This window comes from Thalassobaculum litoreum DSM 18839 (assembly GCF_900102465.1).
Classification (GTDB): domain Bacteria; phylum Pseudomonadota; class Alphaproteobacteria; order Thalassobaculales; family Thalassobaculaceae; genus Thalassobaculum; species Thalassobaculum litoreum.
Window position 1 is genome coordinate 66,612 of record NZ_FNBW01000007.1, and the last position, 18,522, is coordinate 85,133.

The following is an 18,522-nucleotide window of genomic DNA, read 5'->3' on the forward strand; positions in this document are numbered from 1 at the left end:
GCCATGCCACTTTTCGGCACGCAAGAGATCACGACGGCCCTTACCGGTGAGGTGGTGGCGACCAAGACCGGCTTCACGGGCAAGTCGTGGGTCGCATTCGAGCTGATCTTCACATACGGGTCCGGCGGCACCGATGTGGATGTCGACATGGAGACCTCGCTGGACGAGGGCTCGACGTGGATCAAGATCGCCCGCTTTAACGAGACCACGAGCACAGACCGGGCCTACATGACGTGTCTGGCAGCGGCGGCCGTCTCCAGCGCGGTGAGCATCAGCGCTGCACCCTCAGACAACACCGCTCGCTCCGGCATTCTCGGTGATCGCCTGCGGATGGTCGTGACGTCGACCGGCACCTACGCCGGCAGCACGTCCGTCCGGGTCAACTATTTCTCCGGCTGACCGATGGCGAATGTCCTCATGCTCGGGCCAGACCTCGGGCAAGCCACATACTTCTCGCCGTCGTATTCCAGCGACGTCGGCTTGTGGCTGCCCGACCGCCCACTGTCGAACCTGTCGACGGATCGCCGGGCGCACGAGGCGTGGTCGCTCGATCTGACGACGGACTCCACGCAGCTCCTGCTGGATCTCGGCACTCAGCGATCGATCAAGGGCGCCGCCCTTCCGTGGCACAACTTCAGCGCCGCCGCGACCGTCTCCCTCTACGTCTACGAGGATGCGGCCCTGACCGAGCTCAAGGGCAGCATCGTCGACAGCCTGGTCTATCGAGAGGTCTACCCGCTGGACTCGGTGCTCTGGGAAGACGCTGAGCTGTGGGACGGCAAGCTGACGGCAGAGAACCGCGCCATCTTCCCCGTGCCGTGGTTCGAGATCTTCGGAACGCCCGTCATCGGCCGCTATGTCCTGGTGCAGATCAACGACACCGGAAACGCTGAGGGCAGGCTGAAGCTCAGCCGCCTGATTGTGGCGGCCGGTTACCAGCCGACCCTGAACGCTTGGTACGGGTCAAACATCAGCGCGGAGGACGCCTCAATCCGGGTCACGTCCCTGGGCGGTGCTGACTACTACGATGAGCGCGAGAAGCGCCGGCGGATCACCTTCGAATTCGGCCTCACGCCCGAAGACGAAGCGATGGCCAACATGCTCGACCAGATCTACACGCTGGGCAATTCGCAGCAGGTATTCGTCGCTTGGGACCCGGACGACACGACGCACCGGCACCGCCGGTCCTTCCCGGCCACCATCGATCGCATCGACCCTCTGGTGGCCGCTACCTACGGCTATTTCCGCACGACCTATCAGTTCCGCGAAGTCGTCGCATAGCAGGAGAAACCGATGACGATCGTACTCGACGGCGTTACCTTCCAGGATTCCGATTGGGTCAACCGCGGGCACCTGACGACCATCACGGTCAACGGCCAGAGCTATCAGCGCTGGGAGGGCATGTGGCAGGCCGGTATCCGGGAGCTCAACACGCGGATCACCGGTGTCGGCTCCACCCTGACCGCGACCTCCACGACGTCTGAAACAATCGGGGCCGGATCAAAGGCGCTGACGATCCAGGCAAGCAAGGGCTTCGCCGCCGGCAACATCATCACCGCGTTCCAGACGGGCACGCCGACCAATTACATGACCGGCACCGTCGACAGCTACGACAGCGGCACCGGCGCGCTTGCTTTCACCGTAGCAGCCGGTGACTTCGGGGGCTCTGGCACGATTGCCGCGTGGACGGTGACCATCTCCGGTAAGACGGGGGCGACAGGAACCGTTTCGGCGGCCGGTGACGGCACCATCGGCGCCCCTGGCATGTCCTGGGCGAACGACCCGGACACGGGCTTCACCCGCACGGCGACCGGAGAGACCTCATACTCCGCTGACGGCAGTAAGATCCTCGACTTCGGCCCGAACGGGCTGACGATGAACGACAAGCCGGTGATCAAACCAGCAGCCGCCACATCGAGCATCACCCACGACTCGTCTGGCGCACTCACCTTCAACCTCGCCAACGGCAACGATTTTGTCGTCACGGTCTCGGCCGATATCACGGACATTGACTTCACGAATGTTCCGTCTGGCCTGTCTTTGGTCGTCTCCGTTGAGTTCATCAATGGTGGAACCGCATCGGTCACCTGGGAGAGCACGGGCAGCACGGCGATCCGAGCGGCAGGCGGTACCGCGCCGACGCTGACGGAGAGCGGCACAGATGTCGTCCAGTTCCTCCTCCGCCCCTCCGGCGCCCCGATCATCACCTCAGTCGCCCTCGACGTTCAGGACATCGCGTAATGACCTATCCGTTCAACTGTCTCGCAGTTCCGGTTGCTGGCAACGTCTCACCTGTCGGCATCGACCTCGACGGGGTGAATGACTACGGGTCGCGGGGGAGCGATCTGGTCGGGAATGCGGATGGGAAGACGTTTACGTTCTCAGTTTGGATATACGCCGATGACACATTCTTTTATGTGCTATCCGGTAAAAACAGCGGGAACGACAGATTTGAGTTTCGCACATTCTCTGGGCGCATGCGCTTTGTGGCACGGAATGCGGCGGGCTCCACAATTCTATCAGTAGACGCTGAGGCTGCACTCACACAAAACACTTTTCAGCACCACCTGATAAGTGTCGACCTGACTAATTCCAGTAACCGCCACTGGTACGTGGATGACAGGGCCACGTCCCCAACCTGGAATACGTACTCAAACGACGACATTGATTTTACGTGCGACGCTCACGGGATTGGTGCTGAGGCTACAGGGGGGAACAAACTAAAGGGCCGTCTCGCTGGGCTCTATCTCGACTACACATACCGCGACCTATCCGTCGAAGCGAACCGCCGCGACTTCATCACCGCTGACGGTTTCTACGTAAAGCCGCCGACAACGGGGATCTTATCCCTCCCGATGGATGACCCGACCGACCCATATCGCAACGACGGTACGGGCGGCACGATTACCGCGAATGGAACTGTCGCACGGAGCGGGCGCGGGCCGAACCAGTACAATCCGGCGGCGAGCACGTTTGATGGGTCGGCGGATAACCTTTCAACGACAAGCATTTCAGGTCTATCAGATGGCAAGGCAATAACGCTCGTTTTTACATTCAAGAGAGCAAGCCTCGGGAACCACATGGTTTTCGATATCGGGGGAAGTTATTTTTCCGTTGGATTCACATCAACCCAGATAAATATTCAGGGATTCAACTCATCGACGGTATTGATATTAGCTGCTGCCTGTACTGTAAGCCCAATTGCGGTGGCTGGCAGATACGGAACGATAGCAATATCTCTGGACCTGTCTAACCCCTCGAACAGGCAGGTGCTTATCGACGGTGAAGCCGCTGCCGTCTCTTGGAACACATACACTAACGACACGTTTGACCTTACAAGGTCTGATTATCGAGTGGGAGGGCAGGTAAGTGGCTCTCAGTATTACCACGGAGAACTCTCCGACGTCTGGTTCGATGACGCCTATCACGCCGACCTGTCGGGCTTCTTCGACACCGCCACCGGCAAGGCGAAAGACCTGGGCGCCAACGGCGAGCTTCCGACCGGTACGGCCCCGACAGCCTACTGGCCGCTGAACGCCGCCGACCCTGGCCGCGATGCGTCGGGCAACGGCAACACGCTGACGGTGAATAGCGGGCCGTATCCCGGTGGAAGAGGTCCAAACGAATACTGGGCGGGGAGTATGCAGGGGAACGGAACCACACAGTTCCTCAAGCGCACTTCCGCCCTCAACGGCGCGGCTGCAAGCGGTATTTTCTCGGTGGTCTGGGCGATAGTCCGCAACACGTCGGCGGGCGGCCGCATCTTCCACTTGAACGACAGCAGCACGGGCGGAGAGTTCTATATCGAGTTCGGATCGACCGGCACTCTTGCGGTCATTGGCAAGAACAGCGCCGACACAACGATCTTCAACCTCAACAAGGCGACGCTGTCGTCTTCTGGGGTATGGGAGATTTACCATCTCTGCATAGACCTATCGAGCACCAGCCTTCGCCACCTTTACAAAGACAGTGCGGCGGTCGGCACAATCACATGGAACAACTATGCCGATGACGCGATAGATTTTTCGGTCGATATCGCAGCGGTCGGCGGAGCGGCACTTTCCGCGTCGGCAAGCGATTGGTGGCCCGGAAAAATCGGGTTCTTCGCGTTCTATCCCGGCCAGTACATCGACTTCTCCCAAGAGGCGAACCGGCTGCTTACGGTCGATGCGTTTGGCTATCCCGTCTATCTCGGAGAGCGGGGAGAGCTTCCGACCGGCATCCCGCCCGCGCTGTACCTGAACCGGAATTTCCACCTGGGCACGGACTCGTCCGGCAACGGGAACAACTTCACACCGCAGAACGGCCCTGTCGATGGCGGGTCTGTGAGAGGGGACGAATGATGGCATCAGATTATTTCTGCGAATTCGAGCGTGAGACCGACGCCATACTGCGGCCGGCCCGATCAATTCCGGAAGGCAAACGAATGGACGGTACCGCTTTCACTTTCGTCGCATTTGTATCCGCAGACGGATTGTCAGCTTCGATATCTGCCACGACATATTCTCCGCATCCGTCACCGAGAGTTTCCCGGGCGGATATGTGATCCGGACGTCAAATATGGTGTCGAGCGGCCCAAGAAGCGCGGCTTGAACCATCTGTGGAGTGATTGCGCCTGAGAGATCGTCCCCGAACTTCGGGATAAGAATGTCGCCGGGCCGGAGGGGCTCTCCGGTGTCACCGCTCTTAAAAAGCGCCGCGGTCAGGCGGTTCCCCTCTCGAAACTGCTTCTTCATGAACGGCGACCATCTGAAGTCTGGGCTGCCGTGCACCTCGATGATCACGTCATCGACCGAAATCGAAGTATCAAACTCCACCCGCTCCATATGCCCCTCCTGGTTGAAAGGAGGATCAGTTCCAATCGTTGGAGAGTCAACGCATGGCCGACTTTTACGCTCACGTCGTGGAGGGTGAAATCCTCCGCATCAATATCCGTGCCGGCACGACCTTCCAGGGATGGACGCCCGGCCCGAACGCCACCGACGCCGACTATCGGGCGCACGATCTGTGGCCGATCACCGGGACGCGGCCGGCCGGAACGCAGTGGCAGCGTGTCACCGGGCCGGTCTACGTAGCCGACACCGAGACCGAGACGGTGGAGCGGCAATACACGGTGACCGACTTCACTTTGGCCGAACGCAAGGAGGTGATGCGAGCGGCCATTAACGAGGAGCGGGACCGGCGGATCTACCTGCCGATAGATGCGGTTGACATCAAGGGTGATGGGTCCGTGATGGTAGAGCCGGATATACGCAATACCCGCGACGAGGCGAACCTGATCGCGCTGTCTCTGCGGGCCACACAGTTGGCCGCCGCGGAGATCACCGATCCCGTCATGCCGTTCGGTGCGGCGGACAACATCGAGTACATGCTGACTCCAACGGAGATGATCGCGGTCGCGGCGGCGCCGTTCACCCGGGCGTCCGGGTTGTTTGTGCGGGCTCGTGCGTTGAAGGATGCGGTTGAAGATGCGGCGGATGGCGCCGACCTGGATCTGATCGACATCGCCGCCGGCAGCATCGACAGCTCTGGCTCCTGGCCCAGCTAGTCGCACCATCCCCGACGGGCGCCGCCATCGTAAACCCGAGCGAGCCCGGCCCGGACCAGCACAGTGCCCAGGTCTCGACCATCCGGCAGCGCTACATGGGCGTCGATGCGGCCACCGTACTTGTCCCAGCCGATCACATCGACGGTCACGACCTCCTCGCCCTTGAGCGCTGACAGCACGAAGTCGCGGGCGGCACGGGCGTGAACCTTCTCGCGCTCGCACTTGCCGCGGATCTCGGGTGCGTCGATGCCCATCACCCTGATCGACATGCGCTGCAGGGATTCCGGCAGGCTCGGCACCAGGACATACAGGGTATCTGCATCGTAAGCCGCCGGTGACCGCAGCTTCACCGTCCACGGCTCTGCCACCGCCGGAGCGGCTATCAGGCACAGCAGGATCAGTAGATATCGCATAGCGAGAAGATCGGCCGCCCGGCCGGGAAGATCAAGCACTGACCTCTGGGGAGAGGCCGATGACGTTTGAGGCATTGTGGGAGCTGCTGCGCTGGGGGGCAATCCCGCTTGGCGGTTTACTCATCTGGTGGGTCCGTGATCTGCGAGACCGCCAACGCCACCAGGTGGAGCGGCTGCACGAGAAGATCGAAGCGGAAGCCCGCGCCCGCCATGCGGAGTCCGAGGCCTGCCGGCGCGAGCATCGAGAGGCGATCAAGACGCTCCACGATGATCTGAACTCCTGGAAGCTGGACGCGGCATCACGGTTCGCGTCAGCCGCTCACATGGAGCGGGGCTTCGAAAAGCTCGAGGCTGCGATCACCGGCCTGGGCGCTCGCCTGGAGCGGTGGATCGAAGGCCGCCGGGACCTGTAGCACCACCACATCGGAGCGCGTCATGCTGCCCAGCATCGACTGGAGTTTCATCGAGCCCCTGGAGGGTTTCGAGACGACCGGCTATGTCCCGGTCTCCGGCGGCGCCCCGCTGGGTATGTCGGGCGTCACAATCGGGTCCGGCGTGGATCTCGGTCACTGGACGGTGGAGCAGCTCCGCCGCCGGCGCGTGCCGCAGCACATCATCGATGCGGTGGGTCCGTATCTCGGCATCCGTGGCTGGCCGGCGCTCCAGCTTGCCCGCGACCGGCCGTTGATCCTCTCTCCCGACGACGCCCGCATGCTGACCGACTGCATCCGCGGTGACATCGTCGATGCGGTCAAGAGCCGCTACGACAGCGCCGCCAAGGCCGCCGGCTCTCTGCGGTGGAACGCCCTGCCGGAGCCCTGCCGCACGGTGGTGACGTCGGTGGCATTCCAATACGGCCCGGCGCTCTCCTCGAGAACCCCGAACTTCTGGCGGCAGGTCACCGACGGCCGGTGGGCCGAGGCTCACGCGAATCTCATGAATTTCGGCGACGCCTATGAAACCCGCCGCCGGAAGGAAGCCGACCACCTGGCACCGGTCCTGGTGCCCTAAACACCCTGGAGGACATCATGAAGAAGGTGCTTCTGGCCGCCGTCCTGGCGGCCGGCCTGCAAGGCTGCGCGGGCATTGCTGCTATCCCGCCGGCGGTTCATGTGGGCGTTGCCGCAGTCGGAGCCGTGCGCGCCGCTTACTGCCTGGGCATCACCGAGCAGGGTAAGCAGCAGGCCCGTGACCTGATGACTGCCGGCGAGCAGGTCATCTACTGCGAGTCCGGCGATGAGTGACGTGATCGCCCGCGCGAAGGCGTGGATGGCCGCCAACCCGGGCAAGGCTACGGCCGGCGGTCTGGCTCTCGTGGCAGCGTGTGGCGGCGCGGTCTCTCCCGAAATCCGGGACTGGCTGCTCTCTGTCGCACCGATCATCAACTCGGTGATCTTCGGGGGCTGACGTCGTGGAGCGCTTCCCCGACGAACTCGTCCTCAGAAAGCTGAACGGATCAGAGTGGGAGGTGCAAGCGCGCTTCCGCTATTGGTCCGCTCGGCTGCTGTGGTGGATCGAGGTGCCGGCCGGCTTCACCACTGATCTCGCCAGCATCCCCTGGTTCGGCCGCTGGTACGTCTCCGTCGACGGCGACCACACCAAGGCCGCCGTCGTTCACGACTACCTCTACACCCGGGCCAGCGCTGCCACCTTCCCGAGCCTCACCCGCCGTGAAGCCGACCGCGTCTTCCGCGAGGCACTCCGCCTGCGCGGTGTCGGCCCCATCAAGACATGGATCATGTACGCCGCCGTAAGAATCGGCGGGGGAAGGATGTACCGTGACGAGTAGACTTTACAGCCAGGCCGACGGCGAGGAGCCGCGGGGCATCGAGGCGCGGTTCCTGGAGCACATCGAGCGCGAAGGGTTGCGAGAGTTCGGGGTGGTGCCGTCGCTGACCAACGATCGCCAGCGGCTCAAGGAGCTGCACGGCGGCTCCCCAGGCTTCCCCGGGTGGCTGCCGACTGCCGAGGGCGGTGCTGCCGGCTTCTGGGTCGACTGGCGGGACGACAGCGGCCGGACGCGAGCCACCGGTGGAGCGCTGCTCTACTCGACGGCGCCGGCCGATCTGTGCGAGTTCGTCAACGACGCCCACGGCATGGATGCTGCTGGCCACGAGATCCGGCTGGAAGGTGATGCAGCGCGGGAAGCAGCGAGGATCCGCGGGCCGGTGGTCTTCTCCGGCAACTTGGCGGTGTTCGACCCCGCCGACCGTGGCAAGGACGGATCAGGCCTGTCGAAGTGGCTGCTGCCGATCACGCCGCTCATGAACAAGGCGCTGGCCAACGGTCTGTGGGGCGAGCCAGCGGCATACGTGACGATCCTCCGGGATGTGCAGGTCGACCACCTCCAGCCGCACTATCGCCTGCCTACGCTGGCCGCTGGTGTCAGATGGCAAGTCCCTGGCCAGCAGGATCCAGTGCTCGGCCATCTCGGCGTGCAGTCACCCGATCACCTGCGGCAGGCGCTGACGGCTGCCCTATGCTGACGACATGGGCGCCCGACGGCAGCATCAGCGCGGCGTAGGACACCAGCCCAGATCGACCAGGAAGGCGGCCGGCGCACGACATGAAGCTCGGCCGACCCGACATACGAACAGCCAAGGCCCGGCTGTAGACAAAGCGGCCATACTCCGGCGTAGGCGCATCTACGACAGGCGCTCCCACCGTGCCGGGGTTCAGGACTGACAGCCTCTCGCCCACGCGGCTATAGACTGCTGTCGAGTTCGAAAAGTCGATGACCGCGTATCTCCGGTCCTCGCAAATCTCCCCCAGACTATCGACCACGTCCTCGCCGGCATCCCAGCGCCGGAAGGCCTCCATCTGCGATCGCGACGCATACTTCGTGAACAGCGCCATGATGTCGTTGCCCACGAAAGGTTCGGCCACGCGCTCAGGCGTCACCAGATCCTTGGCGGTGTCGAAGACGACCTCTTCGACAGCCCTGCAGGCGACCCATGTTGCCGCGGCCAGGCCTACGGTCACGAACCGGCGGCTGAGGCGCGGTGCACTCTCAGTGTGCTGCGTCATTCCTCCAACCCTCTGTCTCCCGCCTCTGCAAACGGGACTAAGATACCAATCGGCTCGCCAATTCGATGCAGTCCGCTGTGAGACCGCCTTTCAATACCAATGCAACGATAAACAACGCCGTCGATCTCGACTTCATTGTCGATTAAATGAGAAAAATCATATGTGTCGCGGTCTAGAAAAGTCGTAAACGTCACGCCACGGCCTTTAGTGGGTATAACGTCTATCGAGTTGAATGTTGGTCGGCTAAGCATCTCGGGCATCCTTACGGAATAGGGCTTGCCACTGCTCGGCGGTTATCGGCCCAGCATCGTCGGTAATCGTAAAGCCAGAAGCCGTGAGAAGCATTTCAGTCCTGATGCGTCGCGCTTCACGAAACGCTTCTACCATTTGATCGGGCGGCAACGGTGACAGATCTGGATCACAACGCATCATCGCCGCGGCGTGCCGCAGCCGCATGGAATCCCTGAGGTGGATCTCGGCGCAGCAACAGTCGATTTCATGCTGTTCCATGCTCGCTGCCCCTATGTCAGTCGGCTCTCGTGGAAGGCCGCCCATTGAGCGATCGCCTCGCTGAGATCTTTCGCGGCCTGGATGTCCTCGCGGTTATCTCGCCGCCACACATGCCCGAAAGCGGCGGTCTTGCCTTCGCGATGGGCGCGCATCTCCAACACCAGATTAAAATCAAAGCGTTCGAGTAGTTCCAGCCGGCCGCTCCCATCTGCATTGCGATACAGCGTTCTCATGGCCCTTCGATCCCTTACTGAGTGTCGTGGAGAACGGCCGCGATCCGACGATAGATGCATGCGGCCTCGTCGCTCGATCCGTAGTATTGTCGAGCAAGCGCGCCGTAGAGAGCTGCTGTTCGTCGGATGCGGGGAGCGTCAGCGGCAAGCACAGCTTGGTCGAACTCAATCTGCGCCAAATCAAGCTGTGCGAGCGGGCTCAGTTTGGACAGTGCAGGCTCCATCGGCCGGTGCTCCCTTTCCGGTTATCCGCGACGGGTGGTGTTCGCCATCAAAGCGAACCACCGCGCGAGGTCTTTAGCTCCCGGCAAATCGGAGCACTCGATTACGACAAGATCGTGCTCGCCAAGGTGCACGACGCATCGCGGCATGGCGTCAATCTTGAACTCGTTGGATCGATCCAGAGGCACGACACGGGTGATCCGTGCAGGGTCGATCCACGACCCATCGGGCATCTCAATCAAGCCGCCGGAGTAGGCTTGCGGATCGGCAGGATTGCGCGACCAGTCGGTGATTTTCATGTCCTCCAGCACGGCGGCCTCCTATGTCCGATTAAGCCGCCTGACGCTCACAGAGCGACCGCGCCCAGCTACCTTGCCAGTCACAGCGACGACCGTAGCGGCGGTGCAGCAGTTTCATTTGCTCCAAATTATCGGCGCAAATGTCATCCCAGATATCGTGCCATACAGCGTCGTATCGGATGCCAACGGGCGGTCTCCAAGAAAGAGCATCTGCCTCGACTACAGTAAGGCGGGCGTCCGATATGTGCGGCGCCACCAGAGCAATCACATCGGGTGACTTTTCAATTACCGTGACCTCTGTGACGATAGGCTTTTCCAGAACTTTCGTTGTGCAGTACCCCAGTCCAAGCCCGTTAATCAGGACGCGGCCTGACGCTTGGTGGATAAAGAAGCCGTGGTCGCGAATTTCTGCCGGAACGTCCGACATGATTACCCGCCCACGGCGTTTGAGAGCAGTGTACCGACCCGGCCGTATTGTGCGAGATCCAGGACTGAACGCTGCTCTAAGATTGTGAAATCTGGCGCCATCCTCGGTCACTTCAAAGTGCTCGATGGACCAGTCCCCAGATGCACCTTCGGGAATGTTCATCATGGTCGGCCTCCGTTGTCTTGAATCAGTCAGTTTCGTCTGGGGTGATGGCTGTGATCTTCTCGGCCATCGGTTGTCAGGCTGCCGCGATCACGCGGCGTCCTAGCTCGGTCGGCACCCAAGTCGTGCGCATGGTGTTCGCGGGCTGGTCTTCGCTCTCCGCTATCAGCCCGCGTTCCAACAGCGCGCGCAGGGTTGAGTTGCCGTTTGATCTTGTCAGACCATCGGGGTCGGCCGCACGGCGCAGATGATCGACCATGCGATGGCTAAGGCGTTTAGCGATGCGCGCTGCGTCATCTTTCGGTTCGTGCATCCCTGCCTCCGTTGTTCTGAATCATTGTCCACAGGTCGGGCAGTCACCTTGCGAGGCGGCGCACCCGGAAAACACGCCCGGCTCAATCTCGATGCCGGGACACGGCGGGCCGCCATGAGCGGGGCAGGCAAGGCCCGGCACGTACCCGTCGTACTTGAAGTCACTACGGAACATCCTTCCGGTGTACCCATCCCTGAACATCGGGACTTCAGGGCGCTCACCAAAGGCGGGCTTATCGCAGAAGCACTCCATCCCAAACTGCCACATCGGCACCGAGCATTTGCCAACGCCGTCTGTCAGTTCGTAGTGGTGTTTTGAGCCACGCACGGTCCTGCCTCCGTTGTTCGTCGGTTATCGCTCGCCGCCCAGGCGTTGAGTGGCGATGCGTTCAATTTCCTTCACGGCCTCGCGGATCATGGCGCACCGTCGGAGCGTGTTGTCCGCCCAATCACGATCGCTCATGGTTTCTGCCAACCCGGCGATCAGTTTGGCCTGTGCGTCGATGCTCATGGCCCCTGCCTCCGTTGTTTTGAATCTCAAACCAGTTCTTCGCCGGTGACCTCGCACCACCGGCGACGGGCACGCGCCCAGGCCCCGACGAACTGCTGGACCGTGTGGGTTTGGGGCTCGCCGTAGAACCCTGCGGTCGCAGCGTCCATCTTGTCCGCAAGATCGCGAAGTTCGTCCGCCTCTGGCCCCTGAAAAGCTCGCATCCGATCCGGTAAGGACGGCGCTGTGTCGCTGACTGGTCCTGGCATGTCCTGCCTCCTATGTCTGACTCTCGGCTTTGCCGCGCTCGTAAGCGGCTTCCGCTACATCCATGACGGCTCCGATCGCCACTGCCAAATGCGCCGGTACCTTCGGCTTGCCCGCTGTAATCCCGACCAGATAATCCAGCGACACCCCGAGGGCCGTGGCAATTGAAAGAGCGGTCGAGAGTGTGGGGTTGACCGCGCGCCCTTGCTCTAGCTCCCATACATGCGTCTTGGAGCATCCAGCACGGCGGGCCACTTCATCCAGGCTTAGGCGATGCTGCTTTCGCAAGTCGCGAATGCGCAGCGCCATGCCTGATGTATCGACAGTGTTGATGCCGGCCATGCCCTGCCTCCGTTGTTCTGAATCAGTCGGCGCTAACGCTTTCGACAATCGGCCGCATCTGCTCAACGATCTCGGGGAGAGCGCTGCGCAGAGCCAGGACGTGGATGTCGTCTCCCACGCTTGCGCCGTTGATCAGCATCGTTGTCACGTTCTCCAGCCGGTCGAACGCCAACCCGAGTTGCTCCAGTTCCTCGTCAGTCATGTCCGTGCCCCTATGTCCTTAAGCGGCTACCACCGCGCTTTCCCATTCGCCGCACCAGTCTGAATCCTGGGTCATCGGCCACATAGCCAGACCGGTGCGATCATCAACGGCAGGAGGCCGCCGTCTGCACGTCGCCGTGGTGTCAGGCTCGGCGTGCGCGCTTTCCGTCGAGGTGTCCCAGAAGCGGCAGGTTTCGCAGCGTTTCATTGCTCGGTGCTCCGTTGTTTGTGGTCTGGCACTTACCGTCGCCCGACCTTGGCCGGGCGCTAGTAAGGGTCAAACCTGAGCTTCCGCTTTAAACCAGGTGCGCCCCGTCATGGCCCCCGCGCCGATGTGGCCGTCGCGCTCCGCCTTCCGCCGCGCAGACTTGATCGCATCGCGCTTGCTCTCGGCATCAATCTCGTAGGGTATGCCGTTAATTTCGTCCCACGCGGGGTGCTCGAAGCGAAGAGTCACGATGTAGGTGGTCATGGCTTGTCTCCCGGTGCGTTGATAGGTATACTATGTACATTAAATCCCACTCCGTCAAGGAATAAAATGTACATGAAAAAGCGCGGTCGCCCGAAAAAGGACGGGGTCATGATCCACAGGAAGATCGCGGCCGACGTGATCGAGGGGGCCGAGGAGGTCCGCGCGGAGGGCGAGACTCTTACCGACCAGATCGAAGATGGTCTCCGGCGCCACATCGCCGCCCGCCGTCGAGCGAAGAAATGATGGACAAAGCGCATGGACAGCACGAATTACGTATACGTCATAGGGCACGAGGACTTGCCGGTTAAAGTTGGCATGTCGAAGAACCCGCAGCGCCGGTGTGACGCTTTTCGCGCTCACTGGCCCTATCCTCTTCGTGTCCTCCATGCTGCGCCGATGGACGATGCAAAATCGGTCGAAGCAGGCGCCCACTTTCTCCTCCATGAGCACCGACAACACGGAGAGTGGTTCAACGTCTCTGCTGAGCGGGCGATTTCTGCCATTCACGAGGCCGCCGAGCGCATAGCAAGTGGGTGGAAGCCGCCGTTTCGCATAGACCCAAAGCGAATACAGGCGCTCAAAGAAGCCTATGCTGCTGCCAAACTCTCGGGCGCTTCCATTGGTCGGCCAGATCGCATACCCCCGGCGCTGCTGGAGTTTGCGCGGGCTGATTGGCTGAACTCGGGAATGACGAACGAGGAAATCGCCAGTGCTTACGGCGTGACCCCGATGACCATGTGGCGCAAGTTTGGTGGGAGGAAAAAGGCCCAAGGAAGACCACCGCCGGATCGGAAGCCGCGCAAGAAAATGGGGGCTCCGGGTATTCCCGGTCGCCGTCCGTCGATCACGCCCGAACAGTGGGAATGGATCGGTGAGCAGCTTCGGAACAGCGTGCCGGTGACGGTCATCATGCGTGACCCGAAGCTGGCCGCGCTGGGCTGGGAGATTAAGCCGGTGCCGCACCGCGCCTCGGTCTACGAGTACCGGGCGCTGATGCAGGCGGGTGCCCCGTACCCCGCCGAGTGGGAGAAGTACGTTGAGCGTCACCGGGATTCCTCCGAGGTGTCGGACGTTTCTCCCGGCTCCCCGCCGAACTTGAGGCCTAAGCACGAGTAGGCATCCTCCGGGGCGTACATGCCTTCGCCGTGCAGGCTGTCAATGCAGCTCTCCAGCGCATCCCGCAGCCGGTCGTTATCGGCGGCCTCGTCCCGGTAGCGTCCTTCCCAATACCGGTGATCGGCCGGGTTGGCGGTCAGGCGCTTGATATTTTCGGTTAGCCGTTCGATCTCGTCGGCGGCAGTCCGGTGGCACTCCGTGATGTCGCTGAGCCAGCGCTCCATGACCTCTGGCGTGCGCTGGGTCGGCGCTGGCAGGCTCTTGTCCAGGTGACGGAGGTCGCGCGCTATATCGGTCACTGCTCACCCCCTTCGTTCATCTGACGAGAGGTTGGGCTTACGGTCTCGCCATCGCCGATCATGATTCCAATGAAGATCCGGTCGCTGATCTGGAAGCCGATAGCCCGACGCACCCGGCGAGCTAGGTACTCGGTAAACTCGCGCCGGTAGGCTCGGTCGATCCGCCACCACAGGAAGCCGAACAGCGGGGCGCGCCGGGAGCGGTTCGGGAAGCTCCAGCCTGATATCGGATCACCGTCGCGTTCCTCATCCAAAGCCAACAGGCGGTCGATCTCTTCCTGGTTCAAAGGCGGGCGACTGTCTCGCCAATCAGCCATTTCCACCTCCTTCGTTCATCTGACGAGCCGGATACCGCCCCTTGCGCCACGCCAGGAGCAGCAGGCGGCGCCGCACCTCGGCCGGACCGGTCCAGTAGAAGAGGCCGGACAGCGAGCGCAGGGTGTCGCTGTGCTGGCGGCAGTAGACCGGGCAGACGTGCGAGTGCTTCGTCGCGATCCGGGTCATGCCGCGCAGGCTGATCTTACGCAGCCCGCTGAAAACCTTTTTGACTGCCGGGCATCCCCACTTGTCCTGGGCGATGGCGTCGGCCGCCTCATATCCGAACTGCTGGCGGTAGTGGTCGAAGTTGACCAGGGCCGCTTGCAGGCCGACGGGCAGGTCATCAATCGGGAACTCATCCCGCATCGTGGGGAGCATCGTCATTCCTCCTTTTCGGACAGCCGACGACCGGGCTGCTTGCGGTCTAGGCAGTTCACGAGATTGTCGCCGTAGTCGGCTCCGCAAGCGGGGCATGGCCATTCAATTCTGACCTCGCGCACCAACCCGGCGTTGTACGGACATTGATGTTCGGGGCCACGCAACTCAGCCGCCCGGAGCATTAGCTTCCAGTTCTCTTCGGCCGTCCGGCCGGTAGCGTTGAGCGCCATGATCGGGGTCGGCACCTTCATCTCGTCAAAGACCTCGCGCGCCAAGTCCATGGCAGCGTTCTTTCGGCCGGGCGTGAGCGCGTCCCACGCCTTCGGGTCGCCGGTCAGTTTCGTGTGGATACGACGCGCTACGCGCTCAACCATTTCCATCGGAACCTCCGTCGTTCATCTGACGACCGGACATCACGAGCCGACCAGAGAGCCGTCAGGCTCCCAGGTGAACTCGCTCAGCGGCCGGTGCATCTGACAGCCGCAGCAGTAGGTGCCGGTGTAGAACTGCGGATCTCGCGCATAGGTCTCGGCAATCGCCATGCCCATGGTGGTGACCGTCCCACAGATCGTGTGCTTGTAGGATCGGCGCACGGGCCGGATGAAGCCCTTGGCACGTTCCTCCTCGCTTAGCACGAGATAGGTTTCGGCCTGCTTCCGTGGCGCGTCATCGTCGCGGCGCACCAGATCCGGATGGTTCGGGTCGGTCGTGTAGCTCATGTCGGCAGCCCTCCATGCTTGCGAGCAAGTGCGGCGGCCTCGCGGTTGTCTACCAGGCGAAGATGCAAACCGTCGTCTAGCTCCTGGATGGTGATGTTCAGGCCACCCGGCCGGATGGCCATCGCCTCGATGTCGGCTGCGGTGATCACGACGTGCTCTGCGCCGAACTTGACCATCAGCAGTCCGGCCAGCTTGTGCCAGTGATCACTGATCTTCTGCGTGACCGGATGGTTCGGATTCATCTCCATGTCAGATCTCCTGTTGAGGGTTCGACTGGGGTCCGGGCTTTGCTGACGCGTCCCGTTCCTTCTGCCGGCGCAGCTCGCGCTCAATGTCGGCATGGTCGAAATGAGGGTGTTCGATCATCTCGACGTAGACCCAGCCGCGCCCCTTGCAGAGGCTGCAGTAGTAGAGGTCGTCGATAGGGTCGCTGTCGCCGTAGCAGTCCGGGCACGTGTCGGTGGCGGAGCTGAAGTCGTCCGGATCCTCGAATTCGAACTCAACGTCAGCACTCATTGCCGCCCCCTTTTGCTGGTGCCTCGTCGGCATCGCTAAGATCGACGGTGAAGCGGTAACCAACATCACCGTCGACATTGGAGAGCCCGTTCTCCTTCGCCCATGCCTCAAAGAAAGCATTGTCGGGCCAGGGAATGGGCGTCGTACCGCCGGCGTTCCACCATTTGCGAAGATCGATGGACACACGGCCATCGAACCCGTCGGCCTGGAAGCCGAAGGCGGCGGCGATTTTCAAGGCAAGCCGCAGGCGCAGGATGTGAGTGCCTTGCTGTGCCGCTACGGTTCGCAGACGGTCAATCTCCTCAGCAGCGGCTTGGTGGCGCTCCGTGATGTCATCAAGCCAGCGCTCCATGACCTCCGGCGTGCGCAGCGTCGGGGGCGGCAGGCTCTTGTCCAGGTGACGGAGGTCGCGGGCTATGTCGGTCACTGCTTACCTCCTTCACTCATCTGACCGCAGCCGAAAACGGCGCTTGGGTGCATCTTGGGTGCAAATGGGAAATGTTCGCTTGGCGTTCTTGTCCGAGACGCTCGCAAGCGGAGGGGGAAAGCCGCAGAGTTCCGCGCTTTCTGGAACAGGCCAGTGCGTTGACATCGTAGGGGTGACATGCGCTCAACCTCAGCAGGCGAGCGGGATAAGTAATGTGGGTTTTGACGGTAGCGGTCCTCCGCTACCAACTTCCCCTACCATTTCGATGCGTTACGAAACGTTGTGCCGCCTAAAGGGCGTACCGCGCTCGTTCGCTCGTGTGACGGTGTCTTTGACGCTGCGTGTTCCGTGCCCGACGCGGCGTTCCAAACCGCTGTCGGAGCGCATTGCTTTGCCGCCGAATGCGCTTGGGGGCGGGGGCCGCCAGTCGGTGGTCCATTTCCGTCGCCGACCGCCGGTGCGAGACGCGCAGCAGGTATCGGGTGCGAGAACAATCCTGTAACAGTTGCCGTCAGTCGGCGCACAGTCGCCAAGTGATCGCCATATGGGACTCATGATCGACAGACCGAAGCAGCATGCCGGCCAACTCCAGTCGGCCGCGGATCTCGACGACGACGTTCTCCTGGCGCGTCTGTTCGAGATCCAGATGGATCTCCGCGAGCTCCTGCTCCGATACCAGATCAAACCCACGACGTTCGTCGGCATGGCACGCCAGGCGCGCAAGGCGATCTCCAGCACGGAAACCCGAGCGGATCTGCTTGAACTGCTGATCGAGCTTCAGGAATTCGGCGCGGCGGCGAAGGACCGGGGGGTGATCGGCGAAGCCGCGATGACGGATGCGGGGAAACATACCTCCGGCGCTTCCGCGGCGACCGCCAAGCGTCGGGGCACGCCGGAGAGCCCGGGCCAGGCCAGCACGCCCGCGGAACCGGAGCCGGAGCCGTCGCGACAGGACCGAGCCGACATCAATCAGAGCCTCTCGGACGAATTCTTCAAGGGCCTGGGCGACAGAGACACCGAATAGGATCGGCTTGCGGGTAGGGGTGCGTCGGACGGCGGGCAGTCGGCCCCGGCGTTCCGTTCCCGACATTGGTCCGGCGGTTATGTCACGCTGACGGTCTTGATCTTCGGGCGCGGCCGGTTGGAGCGCCGGGCGATCTCGGCATCCTGCTCCTCCAGCGCTATGCGCGCCAGGTCGAGCAGGGAGTCGCCGAAGGACTGGTCGAGACGGTCATTGTCGACGCGCCGGTTCGAGGAGATCGAATCGTCCTCGTAGGTGACGGCGAAGGTCGTGAAGGCCGCGGCCTTCCGGGACTTGGTGCGCGCCATCGGGCTGCCTCTCTCCGGCTGTCTGTGGGTGTCAGGTGACGCGAATGGACGCGGCGCGGCCACAGGCATCGTGGAATCGAGGCGGAAATAGCGGTATCGGTAGGCGACCGACATCGGCGCAACGGGGCGTGTCTGAACGGTCCGAGAGCAAATCACGATCAGATGGAAACATCTGCTCGTGTGAATTTTGCGCTATCTTTAACGAGTTAGAGGGCGATTCACGGTACAGATCGTTTCGATCTGAACCGATCGCGCTCTAGCTGGAACCGGGCTCGCCAGAACCGGGCGCGTCGGACCCGTTGTCGTCGCTTTCGTTCGGAACGTCGGCGTCGCCGACGCTGTCCTGCCGGGAATCCTTCTTCGCGGCGGCGCGTTTGGCTTTCTTCTCAGCCTTCACGCGCTCGCGTTCTTTGCGTTCGAAGTTGTAGTTGGGTTGCCGTGCCATCGGGTTCCAGTCTTATGGGCGTGTACCCGTTTCGGGCAACGCGTGGCTCC

36 protein-coding genes are annotated in these 18,522 nt (G+C 62.1%); 14 read left to right on the top strand and 22 right to left on the bottom strand.

Annotation, left to right across the window (positions count from 1 at the left end; translation table 11 throughout):
* Positions 1-3: 3 nt before the first annotated feature.
* From BLS34_RS12350 to BLS34_RS25440, 4 genes are read left to right on the top strand one after another with little or no spacing between them, the layout of a single operon-like run.
* The gene (locus BLS34_RS12350; RefSeq protein WP_093150701.1) at positions 4-399 is read left to right on the top strand and encodes a hypothetical protein; all 396 of its coding nucleotides are present in this window, start codon (positions 4-6) and stop codon (positions 397-399) included.
* A 3-nt stretch (positions 400-402) separates the two neighbouring features.
* On the top strand, positions 403-1,281 hold the full coding sequence (locus BLS34_RS12355; RefSeq protein WP_093150703.1) for a hypothetical protein: 879 nt from the start codon (positions 403-405) through the stop codon (positions 1,279-1,281).
* A gap of 12 nt (positions 1,282-1,293) precedes the next feature.
* Entirely contained in the window at positions 1,294-2,241 is a 948-nt protein-coding gene (locus BLS34_RS12360; RefSeq protein ID WP_093150706.1) for a hypothetical protein, read from the top strand.
* The gene (locus BLS34_RS25440) at positions 2,241-4,343 is read left to right on the top strand and encodes a LamG domain-containing protein (RefSeq protein WP_139189278.1); all 2,103 of its coding nucleotides are present in this window, start codon (positions 2,241-2,243) and stop codon (positions 4,341-4,343) included. The genes BLS34_RS12360 and BLS34_RS25440 overlap by 1 nt, the downstream gene beginning before the upstream one ends.
* Before the next feature lie 99 nt (positions 4,344-4,442).
* Here the strand turns inward: BLS34_RS25440 and BLS34_RS12370 are convergent, their stop codons facing one another.
* On the bottom strand, positions 4,443-4,826 hold the full coding sequence (locus tag BLS34_RS12370) for a hypothetical protein (RefSeq protein ID WP_093150710.1): 384 nt from the start codon (positions 4,824-4,826) through the stop codon (positions 4,443-4,445).
* A 53-nt stretch (positions 4,827-4,879) separates the two neighbouring features.
* Here BLS34_RS12370 and BLS34_RS12375 point away from each other — a divergent pair, with 53 nt between their 5' ends.
* Entirely contained in the window at positions 4,880-5,548 is a 669-nt protein-coding gene (locus BLS34_RS12375; protein ID WP_093150712.1) for a DUF4376 domain-containing protein, read from the top strand.
* On the opposite strand, the gene BLS34_RS12380 is transcribed toward BLS34_RS12375, so the two are convergent.
* On the bottom strand, positions 5,545-5,961 hold the full coding sequence (locus tag BLS34_RS12380) for a thermonuclease family protein (protein WP_175474205.1): 417 nt from the start codon (positions 5,959-5,961) through the stop codon (positions 5,545-5,547). The two genes, BLS34_RS12375 and BLS34_RS12380, sit on opposite strands and share 4 nt — an antisense overlap.
* 59 nt (positions 5,962-6,020) lie before the next feature.
* Here BLS34_RS12380 and BLS34_RS12385 point away from each other — a divergent pair, with 59 nt between their 5' ends.
* The 6 genes from BLS34_RS12385 to BLS34_RS12405 are packed head-to-tail and all read left to right on the top strand — an operon-like array spanning position 6,021 to position 8,447.
* Entirely contained in the window at positions 6,021-6,374 is a 354-nt protein-coding gene (locus tag BLS34_RS12385; RefSeq protein WP_093150717.1) for a hypothetical protein, read from the top strand.
* Positions 6,375-6,396: 22 nt separating this feature from the next.
* Positions 6,397-6,972: a pesticin C-terminus-like muramidase gene (locus tag BLS34_RS12390; protein WP_093150720.1), complete on the top strand. Its 576-nt coding sequence runs from the start codon at positions 6,397-6,399 to the stop codon at positions 6,970-6,972.
* A gap of 17 nt (positions 6,973-6,989) precedes the next feature.
* Entirely contained in the window at positions 6,990-7,205 is a 216-nt protein-coding gene (locus BLS34_RS12395) for a hypothetical protein (RefSeq protein ID WP_093150723.1), read from the top strand.
* Positions 7,198-7,368, top strand: a complete 171-nt coding sequence (locus BLS34_RS25890; RefSeq protein WP_175474206.1) for a hypothetical protein — start codon at positions 7,198-7,200, stop codon at positions 7,366-7,368. Before BLS34_RS12395 ends, BLS34_RS25890 begins: the two co-directional genes overlap by 8 nt.
* 4 nt (positions 7,369-7,372) lie before the next feature.
* Complete coding sequence (locus BLS34_RS12400) at positions 7,373-7,750, top strand: DUF1353 domain-containing protein (RefSeq protein WP_093150725.1); 378 nt, start codon at positions 7,373-7,375, stop codon at positions 7,748-7,750.
* On the top strand, positions 7,740-8,447 hold the full coding sequence (locus BLS34_RS12405; protein WP_093150728.1) for a hypothetical protein: 708 nt from the start codon (positions 7,740-7,742) through the stop codon (positions 8,445-8,447). Before BLS34_RS12400 ends, BLS34_RS12405 begins: the two co-directional genes overlap by 11 nt.
* A gap of 784 nt (positions 8,448-9,231) precedes the next feature.
* On the opposite strand, the gene BLS34_RS25445 is transcribed toward BLS34_RS12405, so the two are convergent.
* From BLS34_RS25445 to BLS34_RS12440, 10 genes are all read right to left on the bottom strand, one after another.
* Positions 9,232-9,498 carry a hypothetical protein gene (locus BLS34_RS25445; protein ID WP_139189280.1) on the bottom strand — a complete coding sequence of 89 codons (267 nt, stop codon included), beginning with the start codon at positions 9,496-9,498 and terminating at the stop codon, positions 9,232-9,234.
* 11 nt (positions 9,499-9,509) lie between these two features.
* Positions 9,510-9,731: a hypothetical protein gene (locus BLS34_RS12410; RefSeq protein ID WP_093150731.1), complete on the bottom strand. Its 222-nt coding sequence runs from the start codon at positions 9,729-9,731 to the stop codon at positions 9,510-9,512.
* 14 nt (positions 9,732-9,745) lie between these two features.
* Complete coding sequence (locus BLS34_RS12415) at positions 9,746-9,955, bottom strand: hypothetical protein (protein ID WP_093150733.1); 210 nt, start codon at positions 9,953-9,955, stop codon at positions 9,746-9,748.
* A 21-nt stretch (positions 9,956-9,976) separates the two neighbouring features.
* Entirely contained in the window at positions 9,977-10,264 is a 288-nt protein-coding gene (locus BLS34_RS12420; protein ID WP_093150736.1) for a hypothetical protein, read from the bottom strand.
* A 19-nt stretch (positions 10,265-10,283) separates the two neighbouring features.
* The gene (locus BLS34_RS25450) at positions 10,284-10,844 is read right to left on the bottom strand and encodes a hypothetical protein (protein WP_139189282.1); all 561 of its coding nucleotides are present in this window, start codon (positions 10,842-10,844) and stop codon (positions 10,284-10,286) included.
* Positions 10,845-10,917: 73 nt separating this feature from the next.
* Positions 10,918-11,154 (bottom strand): hypothetical protein, encoded by a 237-nt coding sequence (locus tag BLS34_RS25455; RefSeq protein WP_139189284.1) that lies wholly within the window; start codon positions 11,152-11,154, stop codon positions 10,918-10,920.
* A 351-nt stretch (positions 11,155-11,505) separates the two neighbouring features.
* Positions 11,506-11,664, bottom strand: a complete 159-nt coding sequence (locus BLS34_RS25895) for a hypothetical protein (protein WP_175474207.1) — start codon at positions 11,662-11,664, stop codon at positions 11,506-11,508.
* 258 nt (positions 11,665-11,922) lie between these two features.
* Positions 11,923-12,252 (bottom strand): helix-turn-helix domain-containing protein, encoded by a 330-nt coding sequence (locus BLS34_RS12430; protein WP_093150739.1) that lies wholly within the window; start codon positions 12,250-12,252, stop codon positions 11,923-11,925.
* Between the two features lie 22 nt (positions 12,253-12,274).
* Positions 12,275-12,454: a hypothetical protein gene (locus BLS34_RS12435; RefSeq protein WP_093150742.1), complete on the bottom strand. Its 180-nt coding sequence runs from the start codon at positions 12,452-12,454 to the stop codon at positions 12,275-12,277.
* A gap of 276 nt (positions 12,455-12,730) precedes the next feature.
* Entirely contained in the window at positions 12,731-12,925 is a 195-nt protein-coding gene (locus BLS34_RS12440) for a hypothetical protein (protein ID WP_093150744.1), read from the bottom strand.
* Between the two features lie 108 nt (positions 12,926-13,033).
* On the opposite strand from BLS34_RS12440, the gene BLS34_RS26670 reads away from it, so the two are divergent.
* Both BLS34_RS26670 and BLS34_RS12445 read left to right on the top strand, forming a co-directional pair.
* Complete coding sequence (locus tag BLS34_RS26670; protein WP_281241207.1) at positions 13,034-13,168, top strand: hypothetical protein; 135 nt, start codon at positions 13,034-13,036, stop codon at positions 13,166-13,168.
* A gap of 12 nt (positions 13,169-13,180) precedes the next feature.
* Complete coding sequence (locus BLS34_RS12445) at positions 13,181-14,041, top strand: GIY-YIG nuclease family protein (protein WP_093150746.1); 861 nt, start codon at positions 13,181-13,183, stop codon at positions 14,039-14,041.
* On the opposite strand, the gene BLS34_RS25465 is transcribed toward BLS34_RS12445, so the two are convergent.
* From BLS34_RS25465 to BLS34_RS12480, 8 genes are read right to left on the bottom strand one after another with little or no spacing between them, the layout of a single operon-like run.
* The gene (locus BLS34_RS25465; RefSeq protein ID WP_139189288.1) at positions 13,969-14,340 is read right to left on the bottom strand and encodes a hypothetical protein; all 372 of its coding nucleotides are present in this window, start codon (positions 14,338-14,340) and stop codon (positions 13,969-13,971) included. The genes BLS34_RS12445 and BLS34_RS25465 overlap by 73 nt on opposite strands.
* On the bottom strand, positions 14,337-14,657 hold the full coding sequence (locus BLS34_RS12450) for a hypothetical protein (protein ID WP_093150749.1): 321 nt from the start codon (positions 14,655-14,657) through the stop codon (positions 14,337-14,339). The genes BLS34_RS25465 and BLS34_RS12450 overlap by 4 nt, the downstream gene beginning before the upstream one ends.
* Positions 14,650-15,036 carry a hypothetical protein gene (locus BLS34_RS12455; protein ID WP_093150750.1) on the bottom strand — a complete coding sequence of 129 codons (387 nt, stop codon included), beginning with the start codon at positions 15,034-15,036 and terminating at the stop codon, positions 14,650-14,652. The genes BLS34_RS12450 and BLS34_RS12455 overlap by 8 nt, the downstream gene beginning before the upstream one ends.
* A 2-nt stretch (positions 15,037-15,038) precedes the next feature.
* Positions 15,039-15,416 carry a hypothetical protein gene (locus BLS34_RS12460; protein ID WP_093150751.1) on the bottom strand — a complete coding sequence of 126 codons (378 nt, stop codon included), beginning with the start codon at positions 15,414-15,416 and terminating at the stop codon, positions 15,039-15,041.
* 33 nt (positions 15,417-15,449) lie between these two features.
* The gene (locus BLS34_RS12465; RefSeq protein ID WP_093150754.1) at positions 15,450-15,755 is read right to left on the bottom strand and encodes a hypothetical protein; all 306 of its coding nucleotides are present in this window, start codon (positions 15,753-15,755) and stop codon (positions 15,450-15,452) included.
* Positions 15,752-16,003: a hypothetical protein gene (locus tag BLS34_RS12470; protein ID WP_093150756.1), complete on the bottom strand. Its 252-nt coding sequence runs from the start codon at positions 16,001-16,003 to the stop codon at positions 15,752-15,754. The genes BLS34_RS12465 and BLS34_RS12470 overlap by 4 nt, the downstream gene beginning before the upstream one ends.
* Position 16,004: 1 nt before the next feature.
* Entirely contained in the window at positions 16,005-16,271 is a 267-nt protein-coding gene (locus BLS34_RS12475; RefSeq protein ID WP_093150759.1) for a hypothetical protein, read from the bottom strand.
* Positions 16,261-16,698, bottom strand: coding sequence for a hypothetical protein (locus BLS34_RS12480; RefSeq protein WP_093150762.1), 438 nt, complete (start codon positions 16,696-16,698; stop codon positions 16,261-16,263). Before BLS34_RS12480 ends, BLS34_RS12475 begins: the two co-directional genes overlap by 11 nt.
* Before the next feature lie 553 nt (positions 16,699-17,251).
* Here BLS34_RS12480 and BLS34_RS25900 point away from each other — a divergent pair.
* Positions 17,252-17,722, top strand: coding sequence for a hypothetical protein (locus BLS34_RS25900; protein WP_175474208.1), 471 nt, complete (start codon positions 17,252-17,254; stop codon positions 17,720-17,722).
* A 77-nt stretch (positions 17,723-17,799) separates the two neighbouring features.
* Here the strand turns inward: BLS34_RS25900 and BLS34_RS12490 are convergent, their stop codons facing one another.
* Both BLS34_RS12490 and BLS34_RS12495 read right to left on the bottom strand, forming a co-directional pair.
* Positions 17,800-18,027: a hypothetical protein gene (locus BLS34_RS12490; protein ID WP_028794018.1), complete on the bottom strand. Its 228-nt coding sequence runs from the start codon at positions 18,025-18,027 to the stop codon at positions 17,800-17,802.
* A gap of 256 nt (positions 18,028-18,283) precedes the next feature.
* Entirely contained in the window at positions 18,284-18,472 is a 189-nt protein-coding gene (locus BLS34_RS12495; RefSeq protein ID WP_038013956.1) for a hypothetical protein, read from the bottom strand.
* Between the last annotated feature and the right edge of the window lie 50 nt (positions 18,473-18,522).